We start from the raw sequence: 20,566 nt of genomic DNA, 5'->3' as shown, positions 1-20,566 counted from the left end.
CGTCAAACGGGTGTCCGAGTCACGCGCGAGGGTCGACCTGCACCGAATCCGGGACGAACTGCCCGAGGACGTCGGTGCGGTCGTCGCCGCCTACGAGCGGCACCTCGGCCTCGAACGCGGGCTGTCCGCGCACACGGTCCGCGCCTACGTCGCGGACGTGGTCTCGCTGCTCGGGTACCTGCACGGCCTGCCGACGGTCGGCGGCAACCGCAGCATCGACCGGAGCCAGGGAAAGGGCGTCGCGGCGCTGAACCTGACGGCACTGCGCGCGTGGCTCGCCGCCCAGCGGAGTGCGGACGTGAGCCGGACGACGATGGCGCGGCGGGCGGCTGGCGCGCGGGCGTTCACCGCGTGGGCGCACCGGCGCGGACACCTGGCGAGCGACCCGGGCGCCCGGCTCGCGTCACCGCGGCCGCACCGCAAGCTGCCGTCGGTGCTGCGACAGGACCAGGCGGACGAGGTTCTCGCGGCGTCGAAGAAGGGCGCGGCCGAACTGGACGCGGTAGCTCTCCGTGATCACGCCTTGCTCGAGCTGCTGTACGCGACGGGCATCCGCGTGTCCGAGCTGTGCGGCCTGGACGTCGACCACATCGATCTTGAAAAGCGACTGGTCGTGGTGCTCGGCAAGGGCGGCAAGGAGCGCAGCGTGCCGTTCGGCGAGCCCGCGCTCCGGGCCGTCATCGACTGGCTTCGGCGCGGTCGGCCCGCCCTCACACGGCCGTCCTCGCCGCCCGCGTTGTTACTGGGAGCACGCGGCGGCCGGTTCCAACCGGCCAGTGTTCGACGTATCGTGCACAAGGCGTTGAGCGCAATTCCGGGTGTTCCCGTCATGGGACCGCATGGTCTGCGTCACTCTGCTGCGACACATTTGCTCGAAGGTGGTGCTGATCTTCGTAGCGTCCAGGAGCTACTTGGTCACGCTACGCTCGCAACAACGCAGCTTTACACCCACGTGACCGTCGAACGGCTGAAGGCAATCCATGACCGAACGCACCCCCGTTCCCGATGAGCCAGGGGAAGGTTCGCGAACGTCGGCTGCGCCCGGAGACCGGGCGCAGGCCGGTGACGCCCGCGGCAACGGCGCCCGCACCGCCGTCGCACTCGGCCGGCGCACCCCGGCCCCCCGTGCACAGCTCGACGGTCAACCAACATCGAACACGGAGCGTGACACCTCACTCCGCAACGGCCGAACCAACGGCACCCACCACAGCGACACCCACCCCAACGGCACGCAGGTCCCCACACCGGCGAACGGTCACCGGAACGGCACCCGCGCGAACGGCCACGACGCGTCAAGGACCGCCGAGCGTGGCGGCGCGTCCGCGAACGGGCATACCCCGATGGCGAGCGCCGAGGTGCGCGGCGGCACGTTCGCGAACGGGCGGAACCACTCGGGGACGAGTGGTGAGGAACGTGGCGCCAAGCCCGCGAACAGCAGGCACTCCCCGAAGGCGAGCGCTGGCGAGCAAGGTGTCGCGCCGACGAACGGCGGCCTCCTCGCCAAGCCTCGTCGGGTGGCCGGAGGTGACGGGACGGGCGCGACTGCCTCCCGTGGCACTACCGTCGGGAACGGGCGGCCTGTCGCCGGGGGCGGGGCCGGGAGTGACAGTGCGTCCGGAGAAGGCACTGGTGCTGGGCACGTGGGGGACGAGGGGGGTGCCGTGGTGAACGGCGTCTCTCATCAAGCTGTGGTCGGTGGCCCCGCGACGTTCGGTTTCGGCGACACGGCCGGTGTGCTGCCCGGCGACCAGCGGACCTTCGACGACGTCGAAGCGGGCATCGTCGCCTTGTGGCGGCGGTTCGGGGAGCAGCGGGAGCAGCGGCTGCGGGACCGGCTCGTGCTGCACTACGCGCCGCTCGTGAAGTACGTCGCCGGGCGGGTCGGCACCGGGTTGCCCGCGCACGTCGAGGTGGCCGACCTGATCCAGTCCGGGATCTTCGGGCTGGTCGACGCCATCGAGAAGTTCGAGCCCGAGCGCGGGCTGAAGTTCGAGACGTACGCGATGCAGCGCATTCGCGGCGCGATCCTCGACGACCTCCGCGCGCAGGACTGGGTGCCCCGCTCCGTGCGTGGCCGCGCCCGCGAGGTCGAGCGCGCCCTCGAGCGGCTCGGCGCCCAGCTGCGCCGCACACCCACCGACGCCGAGCTGGCCGACGAACTGGGCCTCTCACTGCACGAGCTGCGGGACGTCTACGCCCAGCTGCAGCTGACCAGCGTCGTCGCACTCGACGAGCTCGCCGCCGCCGGGCGCGGGTCCACCCCGCTCGCGGACATCCTCGAGGACCAGGAGGCCCTGGACCCGGTCGCGTTGCTCGTCGACCAGGACAACCGGCGGCAGCTCGCGCAGGCCATCGCGCACCTCGCGGAGCGGGACCGGGTCGTCGTCACCCTGTACTACTTCGAGAACCTCACCCTCGCGGAGATCGGCCGGGTCCTCGGTGTCACCGAGTCCCGGGTGTGCCAGCTCCACACGCGTGCCGTGCTGCGCCTGCGCGCGAAGCTGCTGGAGAAGACCGAGGCTTAGCTGTACTGAGCTGTGCTTGTGCTGGTCGGGGTTCGTCTTCTGGTGTGTTCTGCACGGGATGGCAGGCAGCCTCGGGTGTGGTGTGGGGCTCGTGCCCTCGCGCGTCTTTCGGGCCTTCAGGGCTACCCAGCCCCAGCCGGATCACCGAAGGACCCGGCAAACGTTGGTGACACAGCACTGCCGTCCCACGGCAGTAGCCGCACCCGGCCCGTCGTCAGGAGGCCGAGTGGGTCCAGGTACTCCTCGCCGCGGCGGGCGCCCCAGTGCAGGCATGCCGCCGTGCAGCCCAGGTGGCCGGGCGCCAGGTGGCCGATGACCGTGCCGAGGGTGACGTGCCGACCGACGGTCACCGCCGGCGTCACCGGTTCGTACGTGGTGCGCAGGCCGTCGCCGTGGTCGATGGACACCACGCCTCGCAGGGCCAGGTCCGCCGCGTACACGACCACGCCGTCGCCCGCCGCCGTTACTGGCGCGCCTGCCGGTCCGCCCAGGTCGACGCCGCGGTGGCCGGGGCCGTACGGGGTCGTCGGCGCCTGGTAAGGCCGGACCACCGGATGCGGCGCCGCCAGTGGCCAGCCGAACCGGGGGCGCGGGTCCGCGGACGGCGCGCGGGCCGGGGCCGATGCGGCCGCCGGGACCACGAGGGTGCTGGTGAGGAGGGTGAGGAGGAGCAGGAAGGCAGGCATGGGTCCACGATGCATGGGGAGACCGACGGGGAGGGAGCGCGAGGCGCGGGCTGTGGACAACTGGTCGGGCTGTGGACAACCGGCAGGTAACCGCCGACCGGTGTCGGGCCCGGTCGGGTGCACCGCGTACACTGTTTTCGCGCCCCGTGGCAACGCGGGTCGACTTCGCGTGCCAGTGCGTTTGCCTCGCGGCAAGCGGCATTCGGCGGTCCCGAGACTACGCGGCACCACAGTCGAGGGTTCGGCTGCCGGCACCGGCACCAGGGCGGATGGCACCGCCATCCCGACAAACCGACACCGCGCCGGCACCGCAACCCGGCGCGCAAGAGAAGAAGAAGGTGCGAACCAGGCCATGGCCGTCGTCACCATGAAGCAGCTGCTCGATTCCGGCGTGCACTTCGGGCATCAGACCCGCCGCTGGAACCCGAAGATGAAGCGCTACATCTTCACCGAGCGCAACGGCATCTACATCATCGACCTGCAGCAGACGCTGTCCTACATCGACCGCGCCTACGAGTTCATCAAGGAGACCGTCGCGCACGGCGGGACGATCCTGTTCGTCGGCACGAAGAAGCAGGCGCAGGAAGCGATCGCGAACGAGGCGCTCCGCGTGGGCATGCCCTTCGTGAACCAGCGCTGGCTCGGCGGCATGCTCACCAACTTCCAGACCGTGCACAAGCGCCTCCAGCGCCTCAAGGAGCTGGAGACGATGGAGCAGACCGGTGGCTTCCAGGGTCGCACCAAGAAAGAGATCCTGATGCTGACCCGCGAGAAGGACAAGCTGGAGCGGACCCTCGGCGGTATCCGCGACATGGCCAAGGTGCCCAGCGCGGTGTGGATCGTCGACACCAAGAAGGAGCACATCGCGGTCGGTGAGGCGCGCAAGCTGCACATCCCGGTCGTCGCGATCCTCGACACCAACTGCGACCCCGACGAGGTCGACTACCCGATCCCGGGCAACGACGACGCGATCCGCTCCGCCGCGCTGCTGACCAAGGTCGTCGCCGAGGCCGCGGCCGCGGGTCTCATGGCGCGCTCGGGTGTCCGCAACGGCGTGCCGGACGGCGAGGAGAAGCCGCAGCCGGGCGTCTCGGACGAGCCGCTGCCGGAGTGGGAGCAGGAGCTCCTCGTCGGCCAGACCGCCCCGGCGGCGGGTGGCAGTGACGCTGCTGCCGCCGCCGCGCCGGCGGAGAAGCCTGCCGACTCCGAGTAAGCGACCCACCCGAAAGAAGGACGGACAGAGCCACAATGGCTAACTACACCACGGCTGACCTCAAGCGGCTCCGTGAGCTCACCGGCGCGGGCATGATGGCCTGCAAGAAGGCCCTCGACGAGTCCGACGGCGACTTCGACAAGGCTGTCGAGTTCCTCCGCATCAAGGGTGCGAAGGACGTCGGCAAGCGGGCCGAGCGCACCACCACCAACGGCCTGGTCGCGGCCGACGGCGGCGTGATGATCGAGCTGAACTGCGAGACGGACTTCGTCGCGAAGAACGCCGACTTCACCGCGCTCGGCGACAAGATCGTCGCCGCCGCGAAGGCCACCAAGCCGGCCGACGTCGACACGCTGCTCAAGGCCGACCTGGACGGCAAGTCCGTCACCGACGCCCTGCAGGAGCTGTCGGCAAAGATCGGCGAGAAGCTGGAGCTGCGCAGGGTCGCGGTGTTCGAGGGCGCCGTCACCACCTACCTGCACCGTCGCGACCCCGACCTGCCGCCGACCGTCGGCGTCGTGGTCGAGTACACCGGTGACGACGCGGAGGCCGCTCGCGGTGCCGCCATGCAGGTCGCCGCGATGAAGCCGCGCTACGTCACCCGCGACGAGGTCCCCGAGGACGTCGTCGCCGCGGAGCGCCGCATCGCCGAGGAGACCTCGCGCGAGGAGGGCAAGCCGGAGGCGGCGCTGCCCAAGATCGTCGAAGGTCGCGTCAACGGGTTCTACAAGGACGTCGTGCTCAACGAGCAGGCCTCCGTGCAGGACTCCAAGAAGTCCGTGAAGGCGCTCCTCGACGCGGCCGGTATCACGGTCACCCGGTTCGCCCGCTTCGAGATCGGCCAGTCCTGATCTCCAAGCCTGGACCCCAGGCGGTGCCCCGCCCTCGATGCATCACTGAGGGCGGGGCATTCGCCTGTAGAAAGACCACCCACTGAGGGGATACCCATGGAACTGTCGCGACACGGTTTCCGCAGAGTGCTGCTCAAGCTGGGCGGCGAGATGTTCGGCGGCGGCGAGGTCGGCGTCGACCCCGACGTGGTGGCGACGGTGGCGAGGCAGATCGCCGAGGTCGTGCGCGACGGCGTCCAGGTCTCCGTGGTGATCGGCGGCGGTAACTTCTTCCGCGGCGCCGAGCTGTCACAGCGCGGGATGGACCGCGACCGCGCCGACTACATGGCGATGCTGGGCACCGTCATGAACTGCCTCGCCCTGCAGGACTTCCTGGAGAAGCTGGGCATCGACACGCGGGTGCAGACCGCCATCACGATGGGCCAGGTCGCCGAGCCGTACATCCCGCGCCGCGCCGAGCGGCACCTGGAGAAGGGTCGCGTGGTGATCTTCGCGGGCGGGGTCGGCATGCCGTACTTCTCCACCGACACCGCGGCCGCGCAGCGTGCGCTGGAGATCGGCTGCGAGGTCGTGCTGATGGCCAAGTCGGTCGACGGCGTCTACACCGCCGACCCGAAGACCGACCCGGACGCCAAGATGTACGAGCACATCACCCACCGCGAGGTACTCGAACAAGGGCTCGCGGTCGCGGACGCCACAGCGTTCAGCCTGTGCATGGACAACAACATGCCGATCATCGTGTTCAATCTGCTCACCGAGGGGAACATCGCCCGCGCGGTGCGTGGTGAGAGGATCGGCACTGTGGTCAGCACTCCCTGACACCGGTGACACAGGGACTCTGAGAAACAGGAGCAGGCTTTGATCGACGAAACACTCTTCGACGCCGAGGAGAAGATGGATAGGGCGGTGACGCACGCCAAGGAGGAGCTCGCCTCCGTGCGGACCGGCCGCGCCAGCTCCGGGATGTTCTCCCGGATCGTCGTCGACTACTACGGTTCGCCGACGCCGCTGAACCAGCTCGCGGGCGTGAGCGTGCCCGAGGCGCGGATGGCGGTGATCAAGCCCTACGACGTCAGCCAGCTGGGCGCCATCGAAAAGGCGATCCGCGACTCGGACATGGGGGTCAACCCCAGCAACGACGGCGCGCTCATCCGCGTCGTCATCCCCCAGCTGACCGAGGAGCGCCGCCGGGAGATGGTGAAGGTGGCCAAGTCCAAGGGCGAGGACGCCAAGGTCGCCATCCGCAACGTCCGCCGCAAGGCGAACGAGGAGCTGCACCGCATCCAGAAGGACGGCGAGGCCGGTGAGGACGAGGTGACGCGCGCCGAGAAGGAGCTGCAGAACCTCACCGACAAGTACGTCTCCCAGGTCGAGGAGCTCGTGAAGCACAAGGAAACAGAACTGCTCGAGGTCTGAGCTCCGGTATGGACATGATCAGCGCACCCACCGGGTCAGGACCCGTCGAGGAGAACCGTGTGACGACCGGCGACGCGGCCGAGCCTGCCCCCGCGCAGAAGAAGGCGGGCCGCAACCTGCCGGCCGCGATCGCCGTCGGGGTCCTGCTCGGCGCCACCGTGCTGGTGTCGCTGCTGACCGTGCGCCAGATCTTCGTCGGTGTCGTCGCGGTCGCGGTCGCCATGGGTACCTACGAGCTGGCGGGTGCGCTGAAGCGTGGCGCGGACATCCGCGTCACGCTGTGGCCGGTGCTCATCGGTGGCCAGGCGATGGTCTGGCTGTCGTGGCCGTTCGGCCGCAACGGGTTGCTCGCGGCGTTCGTCGTGACGATCCTCGCCTGCCTGGTGTGGCGGTTCCGCGGCGGCGCGGAGAACTACCTGCGGGACGTCAGCTCGTCGATCCTGGCCGCCGCCTACGTGCCGCTGTTCGCGTCGTTCGCGGCGATGCTGGTGGTCGCCGAGGACGGCGTGGCGCGGGTGCTGTGCTTCCTCGTCGTGGTGGTGTGCAACGACGTCGGCGGCTACACGACCGGCGCGAAGCTCGGCAGGCACCCGATGGCGCCGACGATCAGCCCGAAGAAGTCCTGGGAGGGCTTCGTCGGCTCGATGCTCTTCGGCGTCGTCGCGGGAACGCTCGCCGTCACCTTCATGCTGGACGGGCAGTGGTGGCAGGGCGCACTGTTCGGCGCCGCGATCGTGTGCACGGCGACCGTCGGCGACCTGGTGGAGTCGCTGATCAAGCGGGACCTGGGGATCAAGGACATGGGCACGCTGCTGCCCGGCCACGGCGGGCTGATGGACCGGCTCGACTCGCTGCTGCCGTCCGCGGTGGTGTCCTGGTTGCTGCTGCGCCTGTTCATCACCGGCTGACCGGTGGTATTGCTGGACGGTGTGGGACTGGTGTCGCGCGCTCGTGAGCGCCTTGCCGCGGTGCGCCGCGGCGCCGAGACGTTGCCGAGCCCGAACATCTGGCACTGGCCCGACGTCTACGAGGTCGAGAACCGGGCGCAGGACGTGCACGACGACATCTGGCGCGTCCTGGCCGAGGTGGCCGACTGGACGGGCCGCGATGTGCTGGACATCGGTTGCGGCTCCGGTTTCCACCTGCCGAGGTTCGCGTCGACCGCGCGGCACGTCACCGGGGTGGAGCCGTACGAACCGCTGGTCCGGCTCGCGAAGGACCGGGTGACCCTGCTGCCCGCGGTCGACGTGCTGACCGGGTCGGCGCAACGGCTCCCGCTGCCGGACGCGAGCGTGGACGTGGCCCACGCGCGGACCGCGTACTTCTTCGGCCCCGGCTGTGAACAGGGCCTTGCCGAGGCGGAGCGAGTGCTCCGCCCCGGCGGTGTGCTGGTGATCGTCGACCTCGACGCGCGGCACCGGCCCTACGGCGACTGGATGCGTGCCGACCTGCCGGAGTACGACCCGGTGGAGGTCGACCGGTTCTTCGAGCGGATGGGGTTCGACCGCCGGGCCGTCGAGACGCGGTGGCGTTTCGGGGACCGGGAGAGCCTGGAGTCCGTGCTGCGGATCGAGTTCTCGTCACGCGTGGCGGACCGGGCCGCCCGGGACGTGCCCGGGCTCGACTTCCCGGTCGGCTACCGGGTGTTGACCAGAAGAAAGCCGACCGGCTTGATCTTCTAGTTCTGGTCCTCGTCGGCGTCCTCGTCGGCGGGCGGGGCCTCGCCCAGGATGGAGTACAGCTCGCGCCGGGCGTTGTCGAGCACATCGATGGAGCGCTTCTTCTGCTCGTCGCTCGCGGCCTGGACGACCTGCATCGTCGCGCCCATGAGCTGGCCGATCGCGTCCCGCAGGTTGACGTCCCTGGGGTCGGCGTCGCGTGCGATCTCCTCCCACGGCGGGGTCTCGATCGCCTCGGCGGCCGTGCGGCCCTCGTCGGTGAGCGCGTACAGGCGACGGGAGCCCTGGCCCTCGTCGTTGATCAGGCCTTCGTCGGCGAGGAGCTGGAGCGTCGGGTAGACCGAGCCCGGGCTGGGCCGCCACAGGTCGCCGCTGCGCTCCTTGATCTCCTGGATCATCTCGTAGCCGTGCATCGGCCGCTCGAGGAGCAGCGCCAGGATCGCGGCGCGGACGTCGCCGCGACGGGAGCGCCTGCCCCTGCCGTGGCGGTCGTAACCGCGGCCGCGCCCACGGGCGCCCCGCAGCCGTTCGGCGCCGGGGAAGCCGGGGAAACCCGGGAAGCCGCCCTGGAAACCCGGGCCGAAGCCGCCGCCGGGTGGCGGAGGCGGGAACGGCGGGAAGGGCACACCCCCGCGTGCCTCGGCCGGGTGGAAGTGGATGCGCGGGTCGCCGAAGACGCCCGGGTCACCTCTGAAGTGGTGTTCGTGTCGCATGATCAGGTTCCTCCCCTGTGGATACATCGCGTGGTATCGCGATACGTTCACGATATATCGGAAACTATCGCGATGCAACGTTCGGGGCCTGAGCTGGCCTCTGACCAGGGCAGTTCAGCGGACGTGGGACACTGGTAGGGATATGACCGCATTGCCTCTGGTCTTCGACGCTCCCAAGCGCGGCCTTCCTCCCCGTCATCTCGCCGACCTCTCCACCGAGGAGCGGCGTGCCGCCGTGACCGAGCTGGGGGAGAAGCCGTTCCGCGCGAACCAGCTGTCGAACCACTACTTCGGCCGCCTGACCGCCGACCCCGCCGCGATGACCGACATCCCCGCGGCCTCCCGCACCCAGCTGGCCGACGCGCTGCTGCCGCCACTCCTGACGGTGGTCCGGCACGTCAGCTGCGACGACGACGCCACGCGCAAGACGCTGTGGCGCGCACACGACGGCACGCTGGTGGAGAGCGTGCTCATGCGCTACCCGGACCGCACCACGCTCTGCGTGTCGAGCCAGGCGGGCTGCGGCATGGCGTGCCCGTTCTGCGCCACCGGACAGGGCGGCCTGATGCGCAACCTGTCCACAGCGGAGATCGTCGACCAGGTCCGCACGGCAGCGGCCGCCATGCGCGACGGCGAACTGGGTGAGCCAGGACGTCTCTCGAACATCGTGTTCATGGGCATGGGTGAGCCGCTCGCCAACTACAAGCGCGTCGTCGCCGCCGTCCGGCGCATCACCGAGCCCGCGCCGTCGGGCCTCGGCATCTCGCAGCGGTCCGTGACCGTGTCGACGGTCGGCCTCGCGCCCGCGATCCGCAAGCTCGCGGACGAGAAGATGCAGGTCCGCCTGGCGGTGTCACTCCACACCCCGGACGACGAGCTGCGGGACACCCTCGTGCCGGTGAACACGCGCTGGTCGGTCGACGAGGTCCTGGAGGCGGCGCGGTACTACGCCGACACCTCCGGACGGCGCGTGTCGATCGAGTACGCGCTGATCCGCGACGTGAACGACCAGCCGTGGCGAGCGGACCTGCTGGCGAAGCGGCTGCGCAAGCACCTCTCGCAGCTGGTGCACGTGAACGTGATCCCGCTGAACCCGACGCCGGGCTCGAAGTGGGACGCGTCACCGAAGCCGGTGGAGCGGGAGTTCGTGCGCCGCGTCAACGAGGGCGGCGTCGCCTGCACCGTGCGGGACACGCGCGGGCAGGAGATCGCGGCCGCGTGCGGCCAGTTGGCCGCGGAGGGCTAGCCCCACCTGTGTTGTTCGTTCGACGTGGGGTTCTCCCACGGGACGCGTGCCGGCCGGGACCACATCCACGCTCACCACAGACAACTGCCGCAGGCCGAACATGCCTTGAACCGAACCTTGCGCGACGGCTGGCAGCGTTACTTACATCGAGGTGTAAGGAACGCTGCGCCTGACGTAGTTGTCTGCTGTTCATATTGACCATGCCGGGACTCGTGTGCTTGGGTGTGAAACTAGTTACTGAAACTAGTTACATTGGATGGCCGTCATGACGCGATCGAGTTGTCCGGGGGTGGTGGTCGGGGTGCTCGTCCTGCTTGCGGGGTGCACGTCGACCAGTGCGGATGGTGGGGGCGTCCTCGTTGTCGAGGGGTACGGGGCCGAGTACCAGCAGTTGTTCGAGGACACCATCGCCGAGCCGTTCACCGCGGCTACCGGGATCGAGATCCGGTACGCGGCCGGCGGGTCGGCCTCGGAGCAGTACGCCGCCGTTCGGGCGTCCGCCGGGGACCCCGGGTTCGACGTCGCGGTGATGACCAGCCTCGAGCTGTACCAGGGGAGCCGGGACGGGTTGCTCGCCGAGGTCACCGAGGAGCAGGTGCCCAACCTCCGCAACGTCCCGGGGAAGCTGCGTGACAACACGTACGGCGTCGGGGCGATCCAGGACGTGCAGCAGGTCGTCCTGATGTACCGCAAGGATCTCTTCCCGCAGCCGCCCACCAGCTGGGACGTGATGTGGGAGCCGCGGTACCGCGGCGGCACGCTCATCTTCAACCCCGGCAACATCATGGGCGTCTACGCGATGCTCAGTGCCGCCGAGCTGGACGGGGGCGGCATCGACAACACCGCACCAGGCTTCGCGCGGATCGCCGATCTCGCCAGGTACGCGCTCGCCACGCCGCAGGCGTCCGCAGAGGCCGTGCCCTTCATGACCAAGAAGACCGCCACCGTCTTTCCCTACCTCGACGGCCGGGCCGCCATCTACGCGCGGACCACCGACTACGACTACGCCGTCCCGAAGGAGGGGACCTACGCTTCCCTCGGCTCGCTGGGGATTCCGGTTGGCGCCGCCAACAAGGACGCGGCCTACCGGTTCATCGACTACTGGCTTTCCCCCGAGGTGCAGCGGAAGTGGGCGCTGGCCTACCACGTCGGCCCCGCCGTCACCGGGCTCGAGTTCCCTCCCGACTTCTCGTCACGGCACATCACCACTGCCGAGCAGCTCGAGAAGACCAAGATCGCGGACGCGGCGACCGTCGTCGAGAACCGGACCTCCTGGGGCGAGCAGTGGGCGGAGGCCGTGCGGTGAGACTCGCCCTTCCCGCCACTGTGTGGGTGCTCGCGGTCTTCGCGATACCGACCGCGCTCCTGCTCGCGAGCAGCGTCCTGACCTACGACGGCGCCGACGTCACCGGGCCGCTCACCACCGCCAACTACCGCGACCTGTTCGGCAACGGCTACTTCCGCACGGTCCTCTGGGACACCGTGTGGATGTCGGTGACCGTGGGCGCGGTGTGCACGGCGGCCGGGTTGCTCGTCGCGCACTTCGTGGTGCGGTCCGGGTCCCGGTGGCGCACGGCCGTGCTGCTCGTCGTCGTGTCGCCGCTCGTGTCCAGCGTCGTCGTCCGCACCTACGGCTGGCTGGTGCTGTTGCAGGACGACGGTCTGGTCAACACGATCCTCGTCGAGACCGGGCTCACCGGCTCGGCCGTCCCGCTCATCGGGTCCGAGTTCGCGGTCGTCCTCGGGCTGGTGCACGTCCTGCTGCCGTTTGCCGTGTTCACCGCCATGTCCAGCCTCCAGGGCGTGGATCCCGTGCTGGAGCGGGCTTCCCGGGACCTCGGCGCCGGGCCGGTCACCACCTTCCGGCGGATCACCCTGCCGCTGATCCTGCCCGGCCTGATCGCGGGCTTCATGCTCACCTTCGCGATCAGCCTCGGTGCCTACGCCGCGGCGGCCGTGCTCGGCGGTGGCCGGGTGCAGACGCTGGCCACGCTCGTGCGGGACCGGATGGTCGTCAGCCTCGAATGGGGGCAGGCCGCGGCGATCTCCGTGGTGATCCTCGCGGTCGGCACGGTCACCGTCTCCTTGCTGCTGTTCGCCGGGCGGCGGGCGCGGAAGGGGGCGTCGTGAGCGCCAGGGCCTGGGTGGCCGTGAGAGCCGCGCTTCTGGTGGTGGTGCTGGGTTTCGTCGCGGTGCCGATGCTCGTCGTGGTGTGGACGTCGATCCAGCCCGACACCTACCCCGCGTTTCCGCCCAGCGGGCTTTCCCTGCGGTGGTGGGGTTCCGCGCTGACCGAAGAGTGGCTGCTGCCGATGGCGCTGTCGGCCGAGGTGGCGCTCGGGTCCGCCGTGTGTGCCCTGGTCCTGGGTTCCGCCGCGGCGTACGCCCTCCCGGGGCACCGGGCGGGGACGGGCGGCACTCGAAGGTTTCCTCGGGACTCCCTTGCTGCTGCCCGAGATCGTGATCAGCCTGTCGGTGGTGCAGCTCGTGTCGATGCTCGGTGCGCGCGGGCTCATCGGGCCGCCGCTGCTGGTGGTGGCGCACGCGCTGGTCGGCATCCCGTTCGTGCTGCGGACCGTCGGTGTGAGCCTGCTCGCGGTCAACCCCGTCTGGGAGCGCGCGGCCCGCGATCTCGGGGCGTCCGGGTGGCGGGCGTTCACCACGGTCACGTTGCCGCTCATGCGGTCCGGCATGTTCGCGGGCGCGCTGTTCGCCTTCATCGTGTCGTTCAACAACGTCGAGCTGTCGCTGTTCCTGACCTCGCGCGACGCGAACACGCTGCCGATCCGGCTGCTCCAGTACATGGAGTACCAGTACTCGCCCGCGCTCGCCTGTGTCGCGGTGACGAGCGTCGCCGGCATCTGCCTGGTCGCCGGCGTGGCGTCGCGGTTCGTCCGCCTGACCGAGTTCATCCACGGAGGAGCCAAGTGATCACACTGCGGGGAGTCCGCAAGGAGTTCGGGCAGCTGGTGGCCGTCGAGGACCTCGACCTCGACGTGCGGCCGGGGGAGTTCCTGACGCTGCTGGGCCCGTCGGGCTGCGGCAAGACGACGACGCTCAACATGATCGCCGGGTTCCTCGCCCCCGACCGGGGGTCGATCGTGCTCGATGGGCAGGACGTGAGCGGGCTGCCGCCGGACCGGCGCGACACCGCCATGGTCTTCCAGCAGTACGCGCTGTTCCCGCACCTGACGGTCGGGCAGAACGTGGCCTACGGGCTGCGGATGCGCAAGCGCCCCAAGGCGGAGGTCCGCACCAGGGTGGCCGACGCGCTCGAGCGGGTCGGGCTGGCGGGCCGCGAGGAACGCATGCCGTCGCAGCTCTCCGGCGGGCAGCAGCAGCGGGTCGCGCTGGCGCGGGCGATCGTGGTGCGGCCGAAGGTGCTGCTGTTCGACGAGCCACTGTCCAACCTGGACCTGAAGCTGCGCGAACAGCTGCGGCTGGAGATCAAGCACCTGCAGCGCGAACTCGGCGTCACCTCCGTGTTCGTCACGCACGACCAGACCGAGGCGCTCGTGATGAGCGACCGGATCGCGGTCATGCGCGACGGGCACGTCGAACAGCTCGACACCCCGGAGCGGATCTACCGGGCACCGGCGAACGCGTTCGTGGCCGGGTTCGTGGGGCAGTCGAACCTGGTCGACGGCGTGTGCGTGGCCGCGACTCCGGACGAGTGCACGGTCCGGCTGTCCACGTCGGACGTCGTGACGGCACGCCACAACGGGGTCGTGGAGGGCGCTGCCGTGCAGGTCCTGCTCCGGCCGGAAGCGCTGCGGCTGGGCCCGTCCGAACTGGCGGGGCTGGTCACCGAGGTCGTCAACGAGGGCAGCCTCGCGACGGTCGTGCTGGACGTCGCGGGCGGGTTGCGGGTCGCCGTGCCCGATCCCGGCGCGCACGACCTGCCCGCGCCCGGTGACAAGGCCTCCGTCGTCATCCCACCCGGCGCCGCGCTCGCGTTGCCGGCCGAACCGAGTGAACAGGAGAACCATGGCTGAGCACGTAGTCGTCATCGGAGCCGGTGTCTACGGCGCGGCGGTGAGTGCCGCGCTGCTGCGGCGGGGTGCGCGGGTCACGGTCGTCGACGCGGGCGCGCCGGGCGGGGGCACGTCCGGTGCGACGTTCTCGTGGCTCAACTCCTGCGGCAAACAGCCGCGCGCCTACCACGACCTGAACGTCGCGGGCATGGCCGCGCACCGGAAGCTGGCCGCCGAGACCCCGCACAGCGACTGGTACCACGAGGGCGGCAACCTGGAGTGGACCGACGACGAGGCCGACCTCGCGCAGCTGCGCGAGAAGGTCACGCGCGTCCTCGGCTACGGCTACGAGGCGCGCTGGCTCACCAGGTCCGAACTGCTGCGGCTCGAACCAGACCTCGACCCGGCGGGGCTGCCCGCCGACGACATCGCGTACTTCCCGCGGGAAGGCTGGCTCGAACCCACCCGCATGATCGCGTACCTGCTCGCGGGCGCGGACGTGGTCCGGGGCGACGCCGTCACCGGGCTCGACGTGACCGGTGAGCGGGTCCGTGCGGTGGCGCTCGCGTCCGGGCAGCGGCTCGCGGCCGACGCGGTCGTGAACTGCGCGGGCCCGCGTGCCGCCGACATCGCCGCACTGGCCGGGCTGACGTTCCCCATGCGCAACACGTCGGGCACGCTCGTCTACACGTCACCGGTCGCGGTGGCCGTGTCGCGGGTGGTGCACGCGCCGCGCGTGCACCTGCGGCCCGACGGTGCCGGACGGCTGCTGCTCCACGGCCACGACGAGGCCGCCGCCGAGAAGGTGTTCGCCGACGCCTGTGCGCTCTACCCGGGGATCGGCGCCGCGACCGTGGAGAGCGTGCGGGTGGGGGAGCGGCCCATCCCCGGCGACGGGCTGCCGGTGCTCGGCCGCGCGGAGGCGCTGCCGAACTTCCACTTCGCGGTGTCGCACAGCGGCGCGACGCTGAGCGTGCACGCCGGTGACCTGGTCGCGGCCGAGGTCATGGGCGCGGACGTGACCGACGCGCTCGCACCGTTCCGGTTCGAGAGGTTCTGATGACCACCACTGTGCTGCACGGCGGTGACCTCGTCGACCGGCACGGCGTCGAGGTCGGTGTCGGTGTCGATGTCGTTGTCTCCGGCGGCACGATCCGCGAGATCGTGCCGACCCGGCCGGCCGGGGACTACGGCACCGCCGAACTCGTCGACGCCACCGGCAAGCTCGTCATCCCCGGGCTGATCAACAACCACACGCACGGCACGGCGTTCGGGCCGCTCTTCCCCAGCGGGCACGAAGGCCTGCCGCACGAGCAGGTGCTCGCCAACCTCGACCGGCACCTCCTCGAAGGCACGACGACCGTCCTCTGCGTGGACGGCTTCGTCACCGCGGAAGCGCTTGCGCGGACCGATGACGCGCACCCGGTCACCGTGAAACTGGCCTCCTGCAACACACCCGCGTGCCTGGAGGCGGCGACGATCGCCGACGGGGGCGGCCTCGCCGACGAGAACCGGGCGTTCACCGCGCAGCGGGCGGTCCGCGACGGCGCGGTCGCGCTGGGGGAGATCGGCGCGGGCCACACCCTCGGCGGCGGTGGTGCCAGCTACATGTACATCCCCGCCGAGGTGGCGCGGCGGACCGGGGTGACGATCACGCCCCGGCAGTCCAACGCGCTGAAGGTCGCCGTGCTGGGCAGGCACATCTCGGCGTCGGCGTTCGACCGGGACGCCGTCGAGGAGGCACTGGAGGCAGCGGGGCTGGCGGGGAAGCTGTCGGTCGAGGACACCCGCGAGATCGTCTCCGGGATCATCCTGCCCGCGTTCGACATCGCGCTGGCCGGGCTCACGGAGGCGGCCGAGGAGGCGCGGGTGGCGGGTGTGCCGGTGCTGGTGCACAACGCGGCCGCGTCGATGACGCAGGTCGCCGGTATCGCCAGGACCGACGTGCGCCTGATCGCCGGGCACTCCAACCACTCCAGCTTCGAGCTGCGGGAGGCCTTGGCGCACGCCGAGCGGCTCAAGGAACTCGGCGCCGTCGTTGACGTGTCTACTTTGGACACATTCGGTGCGCGGCGGCTGACCACCGGGCCGGAGCTGCTGTACGCGATGTTCGAGGCCGGGCTGGTCGACACGATCTCCACCGACTACGCGGGCGGGCACCACGACGCGATCCTGCTGGCGATCGACCACGCGACGAAGGCCGGCGTGGTGACGCTCCCCGACGCGATCGCGATGGCGACGGAGAACGTCGCGGCCGCCATCCCGGGCATCGCGCCGGGGCGGGGCCGTATCGTGCCGGGCGCGGTCGCGGACATCGTGGTGACCGATCCGGCGCGGCTGGACCGGGTCGGGGTCGTCATGATCGGCGGCGCGGTCGTGGTCCGCGACGGCAGGCGTGTCTGAGGGGAGAGCATGGGCAAGCGAACGACGATCGGCGACGTCGCCACGGCCGCTGGGGTGTCCGTGGCGACGGTGTCGCGGGTGCTCAACGGCGGTGCGGTCAAGGAGGACACCGCGGCGCGGGTGTGGGAAGCGGTCACCACGCTCGAGTACACGCCGAACGCGCTGACGAAGAGCATCTTCTCGGGGCGCTCCAACACGATCGGCGTGGTGATCCGGGACCTGAACAGCCCGTTCTACCTCGACCTCATGCGTGGCATCGACGAGGTGGCCGGCGCGAACGACAGCCTCGTCATGTTCGCCAACACCTACCGCCACCCCGACCGCGAGGTCGCGCACGTGCGCACGATGGACGAGCAGCGGGTGCGCGGCCTGATCGTCACCACCGGCGAGACGACCGACGCCCGCTCCCGCAGCATGACCGCGAACGGCACGCCGTGTGTGGTCGTGGCCCGCGCGGTGGCGGGCCTGCACTCGGTGATCCTCGACAACGTCGCCGCCGGCCGGATGATGGCCGAGCACCTCGTCGCGTGCGGGCGGTCGTCAGTGGGCGTGGTGGCCTCCGGGCAGCGTCCATCGCAGGTCGAACGCACCGCGGGGCTGCGCGACGCCCTCGCCGGCGCGGGGCTGCCGGCACCCGTCGTGGTCGACGCCGGGACGGAGGACGAGGTGGCCGCGGCCGTCTCGACGCTGCTGCGTGGCCGCCCGGACGCCGTCGTGTGCCTGACCGGCAGGCTCACGGTCGCGACGTACACCGCGCTGACGGCGGCGGGCCTGACGATCCCCGGCGACGTCGCGTTGCTGACGATGGACGAGTTCGCGTGGGCGGCCGCGCTCGGGATCACCGTCGTGGCGCAGCCGTCCTACGAGATGGGCAGGCAGGCGGCGTCGCTGGTGGTCGAGGCGCCCGCCGACCCGGTGCACCGGGTGTTCGCGCCGACGCTCGTGGCGCGCGGTTCGTGCGGCGAGGCGCGTTAGTCCACGGGTGCGGTCGTCCGCCGGTGCAGGCCGGCGATGAGCCACCCGAGTCCACCGAGCGCCACGACCGCGCCACCCGCCACCCACAGCGGCCACGCCTGGGTGCCGCTGTCGAGGAGCGTGCCGTTGACACCGACGACCCGGCCCTCGATGGCGGCCACGGGCACAGCGCCGTGCCCTTCGTGGTCGACGAACATGCGCGAGTCGACGGCATTGTCCCGCGCGTCACCCGCGAGGAAGACGGTGCCGTCGGGCACGGTCACGGTGAAGTCGTTCAGCGGGGTGCCGCTCGCGTAGGGCTCGCTGACGGGCTTGCCGTTGCGGGTCAGCCTGCCGCCGGTGTACTCGAGTTCGTCGCCGCCGACACCCATGACCCGCAGCACGCGGAGCCCCGCCGACTGGCCGGCGAACGCCTCCCCGTCCAGGACGACCATGTCACCACGGCGCGGCTCGGCCTCGCTGTCGACGGTCAGCAGGTCGCCCTCCTCGAGCGTCGGCGCCATGGCCGCCCCGCCCACCTCGACCTCGACGAAACTGGGCCGCCCCAGCACGACCGCCCCCAGCACGACACCCAGCCCCGCCAGCATGAACACCACCGCGAGCACGATCCTCGTCACGCCACGGACGCTAGTGGCGGATCCTTACAGATCACTAACAAGGTGCTCATAGGGGCATGAAGCTGCCAACTGCCGAGGGGTGCGTGACCTACGGGACGAGGTCGGCCGGGATCGCGCTGTAGGACGCGAGGTCGCCTCGGCCGGATCGGGTCAGAGCGGCGTTGCGCAGGACACCCTCGAAGCGGAAGCCCGCGGCCTCCGCCGTCCGGACGGACGCGGTGTTGTCGACGACCGCCATGAGGGCGATGCGAGCGATGCCCTGCGTGGTCAGCGCCCACCGGGCAACGGTGCGCACCGCCTCGGCGGCGTAGCCGTGGCCCCGGCCCCACGGCGCCGTCCAGTAGTGGATCTCGGTGACCATCCTGGCCCAGTCGGTGCCGAACAGGGCGACGTGGCCGACCAGCCGTCCGTCCGCGGCGCGTTCGACGGCGAAGAGCGGCCCGCTCGAACACCACTCGACAGCCCGTCGCAGGTCAGCCGCGGCGGTGGGCATCCCGGCTGGCGCGAAGCGGAGGTAGGCGTCGTCGTTCCACACCGCGTGCACGTCGGCGGCGTCCTCCGCGCGGAACGGGCGCAACACCAGTCGGCCGGCGGCCAGGTTCACCCTGGGAAACTCGGTCACGGTGAGCACACTAGGACGACGCGTCGGCTCCTTCGGCGGGCAGTGGGATGCGGACCGAACGGGCGCCGCGCAGGTCGAGCCACGCGTCGGTCGGGGTGCGGACGATGCGGGCGAGGACCGACTCGCAGGTCGCGCAGCGGGCGACGACGCCAGGGCCGTGGTCGTACACGTGGCTCTCCGCGAACCGGCCGCCCGCGCCGCAGCCCGCGCAGGTGATCACCGCCGTCGTGATGTCCACGCCAAGCGCTTCGGCGAACACGCCCGCCGCACCGTTGCCGTCGATGAACATGTCATCCTCCGCTCGGGCCGAACCGCTCCGTCCGGATGTTCGCCGCGTCGTGGCCGTGTGCGAGCAGCAGGTCCGACACCGTCTCGACGAAGCCGGTCGGGCCGCACACGTACACGCGGGCGCCCGCCGCGTCCGGCAGGTCCGCCGCCGTGATCCTGCCCGCCGGGCGGGTGTCCGTGGCAGTACGTGTGTACACCATCGTCGTCGCGATGTCCGCCGCCGCCAGTTCGTCCGCGTAGAAGGCATCCGCCGGGCCGCGGGTCGAGTACACGAGCGCGAACGGGGCCGTGCTCCCGGCGCGAGCCCGTTCGCGGACCATCGCCATCAGCGGCACGATCCCCGAACCGCCCGCGACCAGCAGCACCGGTCCGGGTTCCGTCGCGTGCCACGTGAACCAGCCGCCGATCGGGCCGCGTACCTCGAGCTGGTCGGTCGGCAGCAGCTCGTCCACCAGGTACGGCGACACCTCGCCGTCCTCGACGAGCTGCACCGTCAGCTCGATCCGCTCACCGTCGGCAGGCGCGGCGAGGGAGTAGCTGCGCTGGGCGCTGTACCCGTCGGGGGCGGTGAGCTTCACGTCGGCGTGCTGGCCCGCGACGTGCCCCGGCCAGCCCGGCACGTCGAGCACGATCGTGCGGGCCACCGCGGTCTCGGACCGCACGGAGTGGACGGTCGCGGCGAGCCACGGCGTGCGGCGCCGCACGACCGTCTCAGTCATCGGTGTACCGCTGCTCGCGCCACGGGTCGCCGTAGTTGTGGTAGCCCAGCTGCTCCCAGAACCCCGGCTCGTCGTCATTCAGCAGGTCGATGCGGGTGACCCACTTCGCCGACTTCCAGAAGTACAGGTGGGGCACCAGCAGCCGGGCGGGGCCGCCGTGGTCGGGGGTCAGGTCCTCGCCCTCGAAGCGGTAGGCGATCCACGCCTTGCCGTCGAGCAGGTCCTCGAGCGGCAGGTTCGTGGTGTACCCGCCGTACGAGTGGACCAGCGCGTGGTCGGCCGCGGTCTCGACGTCGGCGAAGAGGGTGTCGAGGGACACGCCCTGCCACGTCGTTCCCAGCTTCGACCACCTGGTCACGCAGTGGATGTCGGTAGTGGTCTTCTCACTCGGCAGGGCGAGCAGTTCTCGCCACGACCAGGTGTACTTCGCGCCAGCCTCGTTGCTGATCGTGAACTGCCACGTGTCGAGGTCGACCCGTGGCGTCGGCCCGGCCTGCAGGACGGGGAAGTCCCGCGTGAGGTACTGGCCGGGCGGGAGATCGGCCGCCGCAGGCTCGCGGCGACCGTGGAAACCCCTGCTCACAATGCTCATCGCGGCTGACGCTACCCGTCGCGCCCGCGCGTCACCACAGCCGGCCC

24 protein-coding genes are annotated in these 20,566 nt (G+C 70.8%); 16 read left to right on the top strand and 8 right to left on the bottom strand.

The features are described from left to right. Positions 1–10 precede the first annotated feature (10 nt). Positions 11–1,009, top strand: coding sequence for a tyrosine recombinase XerC (locus FHR82_RS33315; RefSeq protein WP_311771390.1), 999 nt, complete (start codon positions 11–13; stop codon positions 1,007–1,009). Positions 1,010–1,255: 246 nt separating this feature from the next. Here the strand turns inward: FHR82_RS33315 and FHR82_RS33310 are convergent, their stop codons facing one another. After that, entirely contained in the window at positions 1,256–1,423 is a 168-nt protein-coding gene (locus FHR82_RS33310; protein ID WP_184814561.1) for a hypothetical protein, read from the bottom strand. A gap of 265 nt (positions 1,424–1,688) precedes the next feature. Between FHR82_RS33310 and FHR82_RS33305 the strand changes: the two genes are divergently transcribed. Further along, entirely contained in the window at positions 1,689–2,525 is an 837-nt protein-coding gene (locus FHR82_RS33305; RefSeq protein WP_376706463.1) for a FliA/WhiG family RNA polymerase sigma factor, read from the top strand. A gap of 122 nt (positions 2,526–2,647) precedes the next feature. Here the strand turns inward: FHR82_RS33305 and FHR82_RS33300 are convergent, their stop codons facing one another. Then, entirely contained in the window at positions 2,648–3,211 is a 564-nt protein-coding gene (locus tag FHR82_RS33300) for a murein hydrolase activator EnvC family protein (RefSeq protein WP_221464555.1), read from the bottom strand. A gap of 352 nt (positions 3,212–3,563) precedes the next feature. On the opposite strand from FHR82_RS33300, the gene rpsB reads away from it, so the two are divergent. From rpsB to FHR82_RS33270, 6 genes are all read left to right on the top strand, one after another. Continuing rightward, positions 3,564–4,424: a 30S ribosomal protein S2 gene (rpsB, locus tag FHR82_RS33295; protein ID WP_184814558.1), complete on the top strand. Its 861-nt coding sequence runs from the start codon at positions 3,564–3,566 to the stop codon at positions 4,422–4,424. Between the two features lie 35 nt (positions 4,425–4,459). Then, positions 4,460–5,275, top strand: a complete 816-nt coding sequence (tsf, locus tag FHR82_RS33290; protein WP_184814557.1) for a translation elongation factor Ts — start codon at positions 4,460–4,462, stop codon at positions 5,273–5,275. Positions 5,276–5,371: 96 nt separating this feature from the next. Then, positions 5,372–6,094 carry a UMP kinase gene (gene pyrH / locus FHR82_RS33285; RefSeq protein WP_221464554.1) on the top strand — a complete coding sequence of 241 codons (723 nt, stop codon included), beginning with the start codon at positions 5,372–5,374 and terminating at the stop codon, positions 6,092–6,094. Between the two features lie 39 nt (positions 6,095–6,133). Next, entirely contained in the window at positions 6,134–6,691 is a 558-nt protein-coding gene (gene frr, locus FHR82_RS33280; RefSeq protein WP_184814556.1) for a ribosome recycling factor, read from the top strand. A gap of 14 nt (positions 6,692–6,705) precedes the next feature. Further along, positions 6,706–7,599: a phosphatidate cytidylyltransferase gene (locus FHR82_RS33275; protein ID WP_184814555.1), complete on the top strand. Its 894-nt coding sequence runs from the start codon at positions 6,706–6,708 to the stop codon at positions 7,597–7,599. Positions 7,600–7,620: 21 nt separating this feature from the next. Beyond that, positions 7,621–8,373: a class I SAM-dependent methyltransferase gene (locus FHR82_RS33270; RefSeq protein WP_184814688.1), complete on the top strand. Its 753-nt coding sequence runs from the start codon at positions 7,621–7,623 to the stop codon at positions 8,371–8,373. On the opposite strand, the gene FHR82_RS33265 is transcribed toward FHR82_RS33270, so the two are convergent. Continuing rightward, positions 8,370–9,083, bottom strand: coding sequence for a PadR family transcriptional regulator (locus FHR82_RS33265; RefSeq protein WP_221464553.1), 714 nt, complete (start codon positions 9,081–9,083; stop codon positions 8,370–8,372). The genes FHR82_RS33270 and FHR82_RS33265 overlap by 4 nt on opposite strands. Positions 9,084–9,225: 142 nt before the next feature. On the opposite strand from FHR82_RS33265, the gene rlmN reads away from it, so the two are divergent. The 8 genes from rlmN (at position 9,226) to FHR82_RS33225 (ending at position 17,681) form a co-directional block, all read left to right on the top strand. Then, complete coding sequence (gene rlmN, locus FHR82_RS33260) at positions 9,226–10,329, top strand: dual-specificity RNA methyltransferase RlmN (RefSeq protein WP_184814554.1); 1,104 nt, start codon at positions 9,226–9,228, stop codon at positions 10,327–10,329. A 265-nt stretch (positions 10,330–10,594) separates the two neighbouring features. Then, complete coding sequence (locus FHR82_RS33255; RefSeq protein WP_184814553.1) at positions 10,595–11,635, top strand: extracellular solute-binding protein; 1,041 nt, start codon at positions 10,595–10,597, stop codon at positions 11,633–11,635. Continuing rightward, a complete protein-coding gene (locus tag FHR82_RS33250; protein ID WP_184814552.1) occupies positions 11,632–12,459 on the top strand; it encodes an ABC transporter permease in 828 nt (275 codons plus the stop codon). Before FHR82_RS33255 ends, FHR82_RS33250 begins: the two co-directional genes overlap by 4 nt. 222 nt (positions 12,460–12,681) lie before the next feature. Next, the gene (locus FHR82_RS33245; RefSeq protein ID WP_311771387.1) at positions 12,682–13,260 is read left to right on the top strand and encodes an ABC transporter permease; all 579 of its coding nucleotides are present in this window, start codon (positions 12,682–12,684) and stop codon (positions 13,258–13,260) included. Next, entirely contained in the window at positions 13,257–14,324 is a 1,068-nt protein-coding gene (locus tag FHR82_RS33240; RefSeq protein ID WP_184814550.1) for an ABC transporter ATP-binding protein, read from the top strand. Before FHR82_RS33245 ends, FHR82_RS33240 begins: the two co-directional genes overlap by 4 nt. Further along, positions 14,317–15,363 (top strand): NAD(P)/FAD-dependent oxidoreductase, encoded by a 1,047-nt coding sequence (locus tag FHR82_RS33235; protein ID WP_184814549.1) that lies wholly within the window; start codon positions 14,317–14,319, stop codon positions 15,361–15,363. Before FHR82_RS33240 ends, FHR82_RS33235 begins: the two co-directional genes overlap by 8 nt. Beyond that, positions 15,363–16,706, top strand: a complete 1,344-nt coding sequence (locus FHR82_RS33230) for an amidohydrolase family protein (RefSeq protein WP_184814548.1) — start codon at positions 15,363–15,365, stop codon at positions 16,704–16,706. Before FHR82_RS33235 ends, FHR82_RS33230 begins: the two co-directional genes overlap by 1 nt. Positions 16,707–16,715: 9 nt before the next feature. Continuing rightward, positions 16,716–17,681 carry a LacI family DNA-binding transcriptional regulator gene (locus FHR82_RS33225; RefSeq protein WP_184814547.1) on the top strand — a complete coding sequence of 322 codons (966 nt, stop codon included), beginning with the start codon at positions 16,716–16,718 and terminating at the stop codon, positions 17,679–17,681. Here FHR82_RS33225 and lepB read toward each other — a convergent pair. From lepB to FHR82_RS33200, 5 genes are all read right to left on the bottom strand, one after another. Then, on the bottom strand, positions 17,678–18,298 hold the full coding sequence (gene lepB / locus FHR82_RS33220) for a signal peptidase I (protein ID WP_184814546.1): 621 nt from the start codon (positions 18,296–18,298) through the stop codon (positions 17,678–17,680). The genes FHR82_RS33225 and lepB overlap by 4 nt on opposite strands. Before the next feature lie 88 nt (positions 18,299–18,386). Further along, positions 18,387–18,920: a GNAT family N-acetyltransferase gene (locus FHR82_RS33215; protein WP_221464552.1), complete on the bottom strand. Its 534-nt coding sequence runs from the start codon at positions 18,918–18,920 to the stop codon at positions 18,387–18,389. Positions 18,921–18,930: 10 nt separating this feature from the next. Beyond that, positions 18,931–19,209 carry a DUF6510 family protein gene (locus FHR82_RS33210; protein WP_184814544.1) on the bottom strand — a complete coding sequence of 93 codons (279 nt, stop codon included), beginning with the start codon at positions 19,207–19,209 and terminating at the stop codon, positions 18,931–18,933. A 1-nt stretch (position 19,210) separates the two neighbouring features. Further along, positions 19,211–19,927, bottom strand: a complete 717-nt coding sequence (locus tag FHR82_RS33205; protein WP_184814543.1) for a ferredoxin reductase — start codon at positions 19,925–19,927, stop codon at positions 19,211–19,213. Beyond that, positions 19,920–20,519, bottom strand: coding sequence for a sulfite oxidase-like oxidoreductase (locus tag FHR82_RS33200; RefSeq protein ID WP_184814542.1), 600 nt, complete (start codon positions 20,517–20,519; stop codon positions 19,920–19,922). The genes FHR82_RS33205 and FHR82_RS33200 overlap by 8 nt, the downstream gene beginning before the upstream one ends. Positions 20,520–20,566 lie beyond the last annotated feature (47 nt).

This window comes from Actinophytocola algeriensis (genome assembly GCF_014203735.1).
GTDB lineage: Bacteria > Actinomycetota > Actinomycetes > Mycobacteriales > Pseudonocardiaceae > Actinophytocola > Actinophytocola algeriensis.
The sequence above is the reverse complement of the archived record's forward strand: the minus strand, read 5'-3'. Positions and strand labels throughout refer to the sequence as shown.

What these genes read in the sequence shown, in the direction of transcription:
- FHR82_RS33300 (WP_221464555.1), bottom strand. Translation starts at nt 3,211, where the DNA reads ATGCCTGCCTTCCTGCTCCTCCTCACCCTCCTCACCAGCACCCTCGTG.
- rpsB (WP_184814558.1), top strand. Translation starts at nt 3,564, where the DNA reads ATGGCCGTCGTCACCATGAAGCAGCTGCTCGATTCCGGCGTGCACTTC.
- tsf (WP_184814557.1), top strand. Translation starts at nt 4,460, where the DNA reads ATGGCTAACTACACCACGGCTGACCTCAAGCGGCTCCGTGAGCTCACC.
- pyrH (WP_221464554.1), top strand. Translation starts at nt 5,372, where the DNA reads ATGGAACTGTCGCGACACGGTTTCCGCAGAGTGCTGCTCAAGCTGGGC.
- FHR82_RS33275 (WP_184814555.1), top strand. Translation starts at nt 6,706, where the DNA reads ATGATCAGCGCACCCACCGGGTCAGGACCCGTCGAGGAGAACCGTGTG.
- FHR82_RS33265 (WP_221464553.1), bottom strand. Translation starts at nt 9,083, where the DNA reads ATGCGACACGAACACCACTTCAGAGGTGACCCGGGCGTCTTCGGCGAC.
- rlmN (WP_184814554.1), top strand. Translation starts at nt 9,226, where the DNA reads ATGACCGCATTGCCTCTGGTCTTCGACGCTCCCAAGCGCGGCCTTCCT.
- FHR82_RS33255 (WP_184814553.1), top strand. Translation starts at nt 10,595, where the DNA reads ATGACGCGATCGAGTTGTCCGGGGGTGGTGGTCGGGGTGCTCGTCCTG.
- FHR82_RS33235 (WP_184814549.1), top strand. Translation starts at nt 14,317, where the DNA reads ATGGCTGAGCACGTAGTCGTCATCGGAGCCGGTGTCTACGGCGCGGCG.
- FHR82_RS33230 (WP_184814548.1), top strand. Translation starts at nt 15,363, where the DNA reads ATGACCACCACTGTGCTGCACGGCGGTGACCTCGTCGACCGGCACGGC.
- FHR82_RS33225 (WP_184814547.1), top strand. Translation starts at nt 16,716, where the DNA reads ATGGGCAAGCGAACGACGATCGGCGACGTCGCCACGGCCGCTGGGGTG.
- FHR82_RS33210 (WP_184814544.1), bottom strand. Translation starts at nt 19,209, where the DNA reads ATGTTCATCGACGGCAACGGTGCGGCGGGCGTGTTCGCCGAAGCGCTT.
- FHR82_RS33205 (WP_184814543.1), bottom strand. Translation starts at nt 19,927, where the DNA reads ATGACTGAGACGGTCGTGCGGCGCCGCACGCCGTGGCTCGCCGCGACC.
- FHR82_RS33200 (WP_184814542.1), bottom strand. Translation starts at nt 20,519, where the DNA reads ATGAGCATTGTGAGCAGGGGTTTCCACGGTCGCCGCGAGCCTGCGGCG.